Source organism: Nocardia sp. NPDC049190, assembly GCF_040648115.1.
GTDB lineage: Bacteria > Actinomycetota > Actinomycetes > Mycobacteriales > Mycobacteriaceae > Nocardia.
This window is the reverse complement of sequence record NZ_JBEZDE010000018.1, coordinates 129,774-139,746: the sequence shown is the minus strand read 5'-3', so window position 1 is coordinate 139,746 and position 9,973 is coordinate 129,774. Positions and strand designations below refer to the sequence as shown.

The following is a 9,973-nucleotide window of genomic DNA, read 5'->3' as shown; positions in this document are numbered from 1 at the left end:
GTGGTCCCGCACACCTCGAGGAGGGATCGCTTCCGGTCGTGCATCACAGCGAACGCGGCCTCGGCCGCGCCGAGTTCAACGAGTTCGGCGCGGCCAATCCACTGTGCGTAGTCGCAGCCCGCACGACCGAACGGAGACGCAGTCGATTCGGCGAAAATATCTCGAAACTTCGCTACACCACACTATTTCGATCTGATCCGCGCAGGTGGGTCAGTACCCTTGATCGGACTGCGTAAAGCTCCGCGAGCAAGGGGGTTTCGGGGATGATCGGTCGTCATGTACATATCGGCCGACTGCTCACCATCGCGGTCATCGCTGGAACTCTGGCATCGATCGTCGCGTGCGGCACGAATTCGCCGGAGGAACAAGCCGACCGGGAACGTAAAGCAGCCAGTGTTACGACGTTCAAACTCCACATGACCAAGGATCTGTGGACGCGAACCAGCAGCGATCGCAGCACCGCGGCCGACGGGCGAAAGGTCGAGAAGCCGAAGAACATCACCGAGGATCCGAACGGGATGGCGACCATCGAACTGACCGGCCCGCAGATGGTCGACTACCTGCAGATACTGGACTACAACGCGCACGGCGGCAGCACCGCCCGAGATGAGCCGTTGGCGCGCGCCGTCTACGACACGCTCGCATCGGTGGTGGACAGGATCCAGACTCCGCCGGCACCTGGTACGGCGGAACCGGAAATCACTATCAACGCCGCTGTCGGCCCTGGCACGTCGAGCGTCGCCACGCCGACCACGTCCACCGCGCCGAAGTAGGGATCCCGGTGGCAATCGCGGAAAGTCCCGTTTGCCGGAATATTGCCTCTCGGGGTCCGAAGCGAACCCGCCCGCACACCTCCGCCCACGCGGCCGCACACCGTTACCACATGCGCCACCCACCACAAGACCAGTAGGTTTGTTGTAGCTGGTCAGGGACACACCAAGGAGATATCTGTGCGCTTCGGCATCTTCATTCCGCAGGGTTGGCGGCTGGATCTGGTCGGCATCGACCCTCTCGCACAGTGGCAAGTGATGCGTGACCTGGCCCAACGCGCCGACGCAGACACAACGTGGGAGTCCCTGTGGGTGTACGACCATTTTCACACCGTCCCCATCCCGACCGAAGAGGCGACGCACGAGGCGTGGACGCTGATGTCGGCGTTCGCCGCATCCACGTCGCGGATTCGGTTAGGACAGATGTGTACCGCGGTCAGCTACCGCAACCCCGCCTACCTGGCGAAGGTCGCGGCCACGGTCGACCTGATCTCGGGCGGCCGGGTCGAGATGGGCATCGGCGGTGGCTGGTACGAGCAAGAATGGCGCGCCTACGGCTATGGCTTCCCCCCGCCGGGCGACCGATTGGGTCGCCTCGACGAGGGCGTACAGATCTTCCGGCAGGCGTGGACCACCGGCGTGGCCACGCTCGACGGCAAGCACTACCAGGTCGACGGCGCCATCGTGCGTCCGCTGCCAGTGCAGGAGGGCGGGATTCCGCTCTGGATCGCCGGCGGCGGTGAGCAGAAGACCCTGCGCATCGCGGCGAAATACGCGCAGTACACCAACTTCAGCGGTAAACCCGAGGATTTCGAGCACAAGTCCGAGGTGCTCCGCGCGCACTGCGCCGAGGTCGGCGCCGACTTCGACGCGATCGTGCGCAGCGCGAACTTCAACGTCGCAATCGGCTCGACCGAAGGAGAGGTCGCCCAGCGGCTCGCGACGCTGACCGCGCGCCTGACGCCGCACCTCGGCGCCGACCGAGCCACGACCTACGTCGACGATCTGCACCGCGGCAGCGCCGCCGTCGGCACTCCTGAGCAGATCATCGAAAATCTCACCCGGGTTCGCGACCTCGGCCTCGGCTACGCCATCCTCAACTTCCCCGAAGCAGCCTACGACACCTCCGGCATCGAACTGTTCGAACGCGAAGTGATCCCGGCTCTGCGCTAGCTCCGCTTCGGTGAATGCCCGATCCGCGACTCGTCATTGTCGCCGCTCGGGTTCCGGCTACGCGGGGATACTGTTCGCGTTACGCATATTGGCCGCTCGAGTACCGTTCAGGATCTGCTGGGTATCACGGACGGCAGTGTCGATCGCGCCGAGGTAGTACGTGTTGGCGTCCATTCCTTTCGGTGGCAGGGAGGATTGGCGGTTCAGGTTGTTGATCGTCCCGACCAGCGCACTGTGGCCAGTTGCGGAATTCTCGGCGGTCGCATTGACGAGTGTGGCGACCTGTCGGTCCTTCGCCGCTGCGACAGCCCCGTCGTCGTCGAGCGACGATCGTTTCGCGTCGTAGTTCGGTATTCCGCTGCGCCCCTCCGGCGATTGCAACGATGACACCGGAAGCGCTGATGGCACAGCCGATTTCGCCGCCTGGCCGGCGCCGGTACCCACAAGGACGGACGATGTCCGGTCGAAGAACGCCGGCAGTTGGTCGTACATCCGGTCCACCTCGGGAGCCAGTCCACCGGGCTTGCGCACGCTCGGCAGGCCTGCAGCGGCGGGTTCCGCCATCCGCGGCACGACGGATCCCGTGAGCCAGCCGCCGGCTCCGGCAAGCACCGTCTGCGGGAGCCGCGGTGACACCGAGTTCCACACCGAGGTGAAGGTGTTGGCGGGAAGCCAGCCTGCTGCTCTTTCCATGTGCACCTTGTCCAGCAGCTTCGCCCCTAGTTTTCCGCCGAATCGACCGCCGAGCCCGCCTAATGCGCCACCGAGGAGTGCACTCGCCACCACGTCCGAGGAACTTCCGTGATGCCGTTTCGCGTCGAGGATGCCACCGATCGCGCCACCGATCGCGCCACCGACGAGTCCGCCGACCGGCCCGGGTATCAGAAATGCTCCTGCCGTGGGTAGCCCGACAGTCAGAACGGCATCCACAAAATCCATGACCAAGCTCCATCATCACTGACAGCGTGCTCTGATTTTAAATCTTCCCAAAAATGGGATGACCGGATGGCGCGACAGGAAGATTGGACAGCGCCTGCGTGTCCGCGATATTCGCTCACGAGTGGAAACAGAAAGGCGCCAACGATGAACGCAACGACTCACCACCGATATCCGCGAGGGTGGCAGCCGGATACCTGATCCATCGCAAGCTGCCACCGCTGAGTCGACACGAAAACCATTGCCGTATCGCCGATAATCGGAGACCGGCCCATGTCGGCGCCTCGCTGAACATCAACCCATTCGACGCGGGACTACAACATGCAGGACACGCAGCCCTCGACTTCGGTTCCCTCCAAGGCCATTTGGCGCAGGCGAATGTAGTAGAGGGTCTTGATGCCCTTGCGCCAGGCGTAGATCTGGGCGCGGTTGAGGTCGCGGGTGGTGGCCGTGTCCTTGAAGAACAGCGTCAGCGACAAGCCCTGGTCCACGTGCTGGGTCGCCGCGGCGTAGGTGTCGATGATCTTCTCGTAGCCGATCTCGTAGGCATCCTCGTAGTACTCGAGGTTGTCGTTGTCCATGTAGGGCGCCGGATAGTAGACGCGGCCGATCTTGCCTTCCTTGCGGATCTCGATCTTCGACGCCACCGGGTGGATGGAGCTGGTGGAGTGGTTGATGTAGGAGATCGAGCCGGTCGGCGGCACCGCCTGTAGGTTCTGGTTGTAGATCCCGTGTTCGATGACCGATGCCTTCAGCTCACGCCAGTCGTCCTGAGTCGGGATACGCACACCCGCGTCGGCGAAGAGCTGACGAACCCGCTCGGTCTTCGGCTCCCACGCCTGCTCGGTGTACTTGTCGAAGTACTCACCGGTGGCGTACTTCGATTCGGGAAACCCGCCGAAGGAGACGCCGCGCTCCTTCGCGATCAGGTTCGACGCCCGAATCGCGTGGTAGACAACGGCGTAGAAGTAGATGTTGGTGAAGTCGACGCCCTCGTCGGAGCCATAATGCACCCGCTCACGCGCCAGGTAGCCGTGCAGATTCATCTGTCCGAGCCCGATGGCGTGCGAGGAGTTGTTGCCCTGCTCGATCGACGGTACCGAGTAGATGTGGGTCTGGTCCGACACCGCGGTCAGCGCGCGGATGGCCACCTCGATGGTCTGCGCGAAATCCGGTGAGTCCATCGTTTTGGCGATGTTCAGCGAGCCGAGGTTGCAGGAGATGTCCTTGCCCACCGTGGCGTAGGACAGGTCGGCGTTGAACTCCGAGGGGGTGGACACCTGCAGGATTTCCGAGCACAGATTCGAGTGGGTGATCTTGCCCGCGATCGGGTTGGCCCGGTTCACCGTGTCCTCGAACATGATGTACGGGTAGCCGGATTCGAACTGTAGCTCGGCGATGGTCTGGAAGAACTCGCGCGCCTTGATCTTCGACTTACGGATGCGCTTGTCGTCGACCATCTCGTAGTACTTCTCGGTGACGTCGATGTCGGCGAACGGCTTGCCGTAGATGCGCTCCACGTCGTAAGGCGAGAACAAGTACATATCCTCGTTCTTCTTCGCCAGCTCGAAGGTGATGTCCGGAATCACCACACCGAGCGAGAGGGTCTTGATCCGGATCTTCTCGTCCGCGTTCTCCCGCTTGGTGTCCAGGAACCGGTAGATGTCCGGGTGGTGCGCGTGCAGGTACACCGCGCCCGCGCCCTGACGCGCGCCGAGCTGATTGGCGTAGGAGAACGAGTCCTCCAGCAGCTTCATGATCGGGATGACGCCCGAACTCTGGTTCTCGATCTTCTTGATCGGCGCACCGTGCTCACGAATGTTGCTCAGCAGCAACGCGACACCACCACCGCGCTTGGACAGCTGCAGTGCGGAGTTGATCGAGCGCCCGATGGACTCCATGTTGTCCTCGATGCGCAAGAGGAAGCAATTGTGTACCACCGTGCCGCGAATCGTATAGGTATGTGTCCCCTCGACGTGCAGGTTGTAGACGTTCTCCGGAGTCTCCTCGGTGCGCACGACTTCACGGATACCGAACACATGACGCCCATGAACCACCTGGTACGTCGTGCGCAATGTCCCCTTCCGGCCCATGTAGTTGTGCAGATTCTTGCCGACATCGAAAATGAATTCTTCGTTCGTACCCGGCAACCCTGGAACGAACAGCTGGCCGGTGATGTTTCCCGCCTGGTTGACATACCGGCGAACTGTGGAAACGATTCCCAGACGCCGAAGGATCAGCTGCACCTGATCCACCAGCTCCGGATTCACCAGATCGAGCATCATCCCGCCGGTGGTGGAGCAGCCATCCCCACGGAACAGTCCGGCGAGTAGACCACGCTGGAAGTCCTCGTCGGCCGTGAGAACATCATGAGTCAGCTGCTTCGTGCTGTATCCGGTTCCAGCCATGGAAAGAATCAACGACGCCACTATCTTGCTGTTGCACACCATGCGCACAGAGTGATCCGAGTGGTTCGCATGAACAGAGAGGTCAGCCGCGAACACTCGCTTGAAGGCGCCGGACAGCTCTTCCTGGAAAGCAGTTTCGTGCGCACCGAGCGTGAAATGGATACCGCTCGGGAGCGCCCCGCCGTTGGTCGACCGCTTGGAAACGTGCCCCTCTGCGACATACCAGCCCAGGATCAGGCCGAGATCGTACGATTCCTCCACATAGCGATTGACCGGAACGAACGCCATTCGATAACGCTGCTTGTTCCGGTGTTTCGCATCGATGTTCACCTTGCGGATCAGGCCGTCGACATCTTCGTAGACACCTTCGCCGACGTGCTCCATCAGGTCGTACACGCGCCGGTCGCGTTCCTCGAGCGGCGCTGCGGTAACAATGAAGTCCGAAGGCTGGACATCTCGGGCAGCCAGCCATACGAATCCGTTGAACGGATCCGCGCCATCTCCGTCGATCAAAGTATCGACATCGCGCGTTGTCCACACCAGAATTGGATGCTCAGGTGTGCACCGGATGGGCTCCTTGTGTCCGAAATGTGAAATCGACACCAGAGCCTGGTCATTCGGGTTCTCCACGACAGCTTCCACTGCGGAATAGGAACCGTCATGGGAGAGTACCCGGTCACCAGGTCGCAAAGTCTCGATCGCCCGCGGACCGGCCATCGTGTCCACCGGGGTCCCCGCCGGGAAGCAGGACACTGGCTCACCGCGCTGCTTCTTCCCCGAGTTCAGGAAGGTCGGAGTGGCGGGCTGGAAGCGGCCGTCGATGATTTCGTCGACCAACTTGCTCGCCAGCACCTCGTCGCCCGCGGCGAGGGTGAGCGCGACCATGCACACCCGGTCCTCGAAGCGCTCCAGGTAGCGTTTGCCGTCGAAGGTCTTCAACGTGTACGAGGTGTAGTATTTGAACGCGCCGAGAAAGGTCGGGAACCGGAATTTCTTGCCGTAGGCCTGCTTGAACAGCTTCTTGATGAACCCGCGGCTGTACTGCTCGAGAACTTCTGCCTCGTAGTAGTTCTCGTCGATCAGATAATCCAGCTTCTCGTCCAGATTGTGGAAGAAGACAGTGTTCTGGTTGACGTGCTGCAAAAAGTACTGGTGGGCGGCCTCACGGTCCTTGTCGAACTGGATCGTGCCGTCCGGGCCGTACAGGTTCAGCATCGCGTTGAGGGCGTGGTAGTCCAGTACCTCGCCCGCTTCGGCGCCGCGGACCGGGGACTGCTCTAAGCGAGCTGTTTTTCCGGCCGGTGCTGTCGTTGCTGTTGCCAAAACAATCCCAATCCCTCGCGGACGCGCTCGACGTCCTCAGCGGTTCCCATGAGTTCGAAGCGATACAGGTACGGCACCCCGCACTTGCGCGAGATCACCTCGCCCGCATAGCAATAGGTATCGCCGAAGTTCGTATTGCCCGCCGCGATGACCCCGCGCAGTAGCGCGCGGTTGTGCGGATCGTTGAGAAACTTGGCGACCTGCCGCGGCACGAAATCCTTGTCGGAACGATTGCCCCCCAGTACGTGCCGACCTCCCCCGTAGGTGGGGACGATCAGCACGTACGGTTCGTCTACGCGCAGTGAGTCGGCGGTGTGCAGTGGTATGCGAGTCGCCGGCAGCCCCAGCTTCTCGACGAAACGATGCGTGTTGTTCGACGCGCTGGAGAAGTAGACCAGCGCTGCCCGTTCGGACATGGTCGACGTCCTCCTCTCCGGAGCGCCGTGGCCACGGGATCCGATACTCGCCGATCGGACGAACCCAGCGGCGGCGCAGCGGGTCAGGCAGCCACGGTGGCGAGCGACTTGATGCGGTCGGGCCGGAAGCCGGACCAGTGCTCCTCACCGACCACGACGACCGGCGCCTGTAGGTATCCGAGAGCCATGACGTAGTCGCGCGCGTCGTCGTTCTCGGAGATGTCGATGATCTCGTAGTCCACCCCGGCCTTGTCGAGGGCCTTGTAGGTGGCGTTGCACTGGACGCAAGCGGGCTTGGTGTACACGGTGACGGTCATTGATGTCCCTCTCTCCTTGTGCCTGATCCACAGCTTGTGATCCGTATGCCGATCGTTCAGCGACCCGCAAGCAGTCGCTGGCGATGCACGATCCGACGTATGCTGCGCAAACTCCTGGATCTGGTCTCGAATCCCCTGATCAGCCACGTGTGGCCGACTCGTACCGAGTGAGGTCTCTCGCCGTCTTCCAGTGAGGAAGACACTACACCTAGTGGCCGACAGATTCATCCAACACGACATGTAGCGAGTCACACGAATGGAATTCCATCGAGAGAAGTACCAGGACGCTCGATTCGCAACCCGACACGACAGTGTCACAGATCACAATTTAGCCAGCAGCTGATATCCAGCAAACTTTCAGGCAACGAAGAGGGTCACCATCGCCGCGGCGATGGTGACCCTCTTCGAGACCGGACGTGGAGCTTACACGGACGCGAGTTCGCCGCGCGCGGCCTCGACCAGTTCGCGCAGCGCCCCGGCCAGCTCGGTCAGCGCCTCGGCATCCTCGCGGGGATGCGCCGACCCGAAACGCTCGCCGATCGCACCGAAGTGCAGGTGCGCGGACTCGACCACCTTCGCACCCGCCACACCCAGCGCCTTCACCGCGTCGCCGTGCGCCCACTGCGCGGCATTCGGGCTGACCGACGCACTGATCACGGCGACAGGCGTGTCGGCGAAGGCGCTGGCGCCATACGGGCGAGAGGCCCAATCAATCGCGTTCTTCAGCACTGCCGACAGCGTGCCGTTGTATTCGGGAGTCACCACGAGTACACCGTCGGCGGCGTCGACCGCCGCACGTAGCGCCTCGGCGGCGGCCGGCACCGAACCGCTGACATCGATGTCTTCGTTGTAGAACGGAATGTCACCGAGACCCTCGTAGATGACGACCTCGACACCGTCGGGCGCGGTGTGCACGGCAGCCTCGGCGAGTTGCCGGTTGATCGAGGCGGCGCGGAGGCTACCGACAAGTGCGAGGATGCGGGTCTGGCTCATAACTTCTCCTGGTGTACTGAATGTGGTGTCCTTACCTTCACCACACCCAACCGGACCATGGTCCGAATACTTCCCGCGGAGTCTGCGTGAGCGCTGTGAGCTACCCCACACCCGACGCGCCGGTGCCCGGTGACCGACGACTGCTCGACATCGGCCCGCCCCTTCCCGGAGCGCCGGAACCCACCGAGCGCGCCGACGCTGCGCGTAACCGGCGGCTTCTGCTGGACGCGGCGCAGCAATTGGTCCGCGAGCAGGGCGTCGACTGCCTCACCATGGACGCGCTCGCCAAACGGGCCGGAGTCGGCAAGGGCACGATATTCCGCCGGTTCGGCAGCCGAGCGGGCCTGATGCTCGCACTGCTGGACCACTCCGAGCGGAAGTACCAAGAGGCGTTCATGTTCGGGCAGCCACCGCTGGGCCCCGGGGCACCGCCGGTGGAGCGGCTGGTCGCGTTCGGACGGGTACGGCTGCTCGACATCGAGGTGGAAGGCGAGCTGCACCGCGCCGCCGAGATCGGCGGGGCCAGGGACCGCTACTCCGGCGCGCCCTACGGACTGCTGCGCGCCCATGTCGCCATGCTGCTGCGCCAGGCCGCCGCACCGGGTGAGATCGCGCTGGTCACCGACTCGCTGCTGGCGATGCTCAGCGCGGCGCTCGTCATGCACCAGATGCAGGTCCAGGGCTACACCCGCGAGCAGATCGGCGACAACTGGGAGGCCATCGTCCGGCGCGTTGTCACCCGATGAACCGTCAGTAGACTCGAGCGCCATGCGGAACCTGCGCGAACAGATCATCACCGAATTGGGCGTCCAGCCGAGCATCGAACCGAAGACCGAGGTGCGGCGGCGGATCGATTTCCTCAAGGATTATCTGGACTCCGCCCCCGCGCGCGGCTTCGTCCTCGGTATCAGCGGCGGGCAGGACAGCGCGCTCACCGGACGGCTCTGCCAGCTCGCAGTCGAGGAACTGCGCGCCGACGGCAAGGACGCGATCTTCCTCGCCGTCCGCCTGCCCTACGGTGTGCAGGCAGACGAGGCCGACGCTCGGATCGCGCTGGAATTCGTTCAGCCGGATCGGTCCGTCGCAGTGAACGTCCGCCCCGGAGCGGACGCGCTGGCCGCCGAGGCGGCGTCGTCACTGCAGGTGGACAAGCTGCGCGACTTCGTGCGCGGGAACATCAAAGCCCGCGAGCGCATGGTGATCCAGTACGCGCTCGCGGGCCAGGAGAACCTGCTCGTCGTCGGCACTGACCACGCGGCGGAGGCGGTCACCGGGTTCTTCACCAAGTTCGGTGACGGCGGTGTCGACCTGACGCCGCTCACGGGCCTCACCAAGCGCCAAGGTGCGGCGCTCCTGCAGGAACTCGGCGCACCCGCCAGCATCTGGTCCAAGGTTCCCACCGCCGATCTCGAGGATGACCGGCCCGCACTGCCCGACGAAGAGGCGCTCGGACTGCGCTACAGCGAGATCGACGACTACCTCGAGGGCGAGGACGTCACTCCGGAGGTCGCCGCCACGATCGAATCCATCTTCCTGAATACCCGGCACAAGCGCACCGTCCCGGTCACGCCGCTGGACAACTGGTGGCGGCCCTGACCGCGGCACCGGCCGCGACCTCCTCGCCTGGATCCGTGCGT

At 63.4% G+C, this 9,973-nt stretch carries 9 protein-coding genes; 4 read left to right on the top strand and 5 right to left on the bottom strand.

Annotated elements, in window-relative coordinates; translation table 11 throughout:
• The first annotated feature begins 263 nt into the window (after positions 1 to 263).
• Both AB0B25_RS17825 and AB0B25_RS17820 read left to right on the top strand, forming a co-directional pair.
• On the top strand, positions 264 to 773 hold the full coding sequence (locus AB0B25_RS17825) for a hypothetical protein (protein ID WP_357180285.1): 510 nt from the start codon (positions 264 to 266) through the stop codon (positions 771 to 773).
• 177 nt (positions 774 to 950) lie between these two features.
• Positions 951 to 1,943, top strand: a complete 993-nt coding sequence (locus AB0B25_RS17820) for an LLM class F420-dependent oxidoreductase (RefSeq protein ID WP_357180282.1) — start codon at positions 951 to 953, stop codon at positions 1,941 to 1,943.
• A gap of 57 nt (positions 1,944 to 2,000) precedes the next feature.
• Here the strand turns inward: AB0B25_RS17820 and AB0B25_RS17815 are convergent, their stop codons facing one another.
• From AB0B25_RS17815 to AB0B25_RS17795, 5 genes are all read right to left on the bottom strand, one after another.
• Positions 2,001 to 2,882, bottom strand: coding sequence for a hypothetical protein (locus tag AB0B25_RS17815; protein WP_357180280.1), 882 nt, complete (start codon positions 2,880 to 2,882; stop codon positions 2,001 to 2,003).
• 311 nt (positions 2,883 to 3,193) lie between these two features.
• Positions 3,194 to 6,526, bottom strand: a complete 3,333-nt coding sequence (gene nrdE, locus AB0B25_RS17810; protein WP_357180303.1) for a class 1b ribonucleoside-diphosphate reductase subunit alpha — start codon at positions 6,524 to 6,526, stop codon at positions 3,194 to 3,196.
• Positions 6,527 to 6,564: 38 nt separating this feature from the next.
• Positions 6,565 to 7,026, bottom strand: a complete 462-nt coding sequence (nrdI, locus tag AB0B25_RS17805) for a class Ib ribonucleoside-diphosphate reductase assembly flavoprotein NrdI (RefSeq protein WP_357180277.1) — start codon at positions 7,024 to 7,026, stop codon at positions 6,565 to 6,567.
• Between the two features lie 83 nt (positions 7,027 to 7,109).
• Complete coding sequence (gene nrdH, locus AB0B25_RS17800; protein ID WP_357180274.1) at positions 7,110 to 7,343, bottom strand: glutaredoxin-like protein NrdH; 234 nt, start codon at positions 7,341 to 7,343, stop codon at positions 7,110 to 7,112.
• Between the two features lie 423 nt (positions 7,344 to 7,766).
• Positions 7,767 to 8,336: an NAD(P)H-dependent oxidoreductase gene (locus tag AB0B25_RS17795; protein ID WP_357180271.1), complete on the bottom strand. Its 570-nt coding sequence runs from the start codon at positions 8,334 to 8,336 to the stop codon at positions 7,767 to 7,769.
• Between the two features lie 122 nt (positions 8,337 to 8,458).
• Here AB0B25_RS17795 and AB0B25_RS17790 point away from each other — a divergent pair, with 122 nt between their 5' ends.
• Both AB0B25_RS17790 and nadE read left to right on the top strand, forming a co-directional pair.
• Entirely contained in the window at positions 8,459 to 9,082 is a 624-nt protein-coding gene (locus AB0B25_RS17790; RefSeq protein ID WP_357180300.1) for a helix-turn-helix domain-containing protein, read from the top strand.
• Between the two features lie 22 nt (positions 9,083 to 9,104).
• Positions 9,105 to 9,932, top strand: a complete 828-nt coding sequence (nadE, locus tag AB0B25_RS17785) for an ammonia-dependent NAD(+) synthetase (RefSeq protein WP_357180268.1) — start codon at positions 9,105 to 9,107, stop codon at positions 9,930 to 9,932.
• The last annotated feature ends 41 nt before the right edge of the window (positions 9,933 to 9,973 follow it).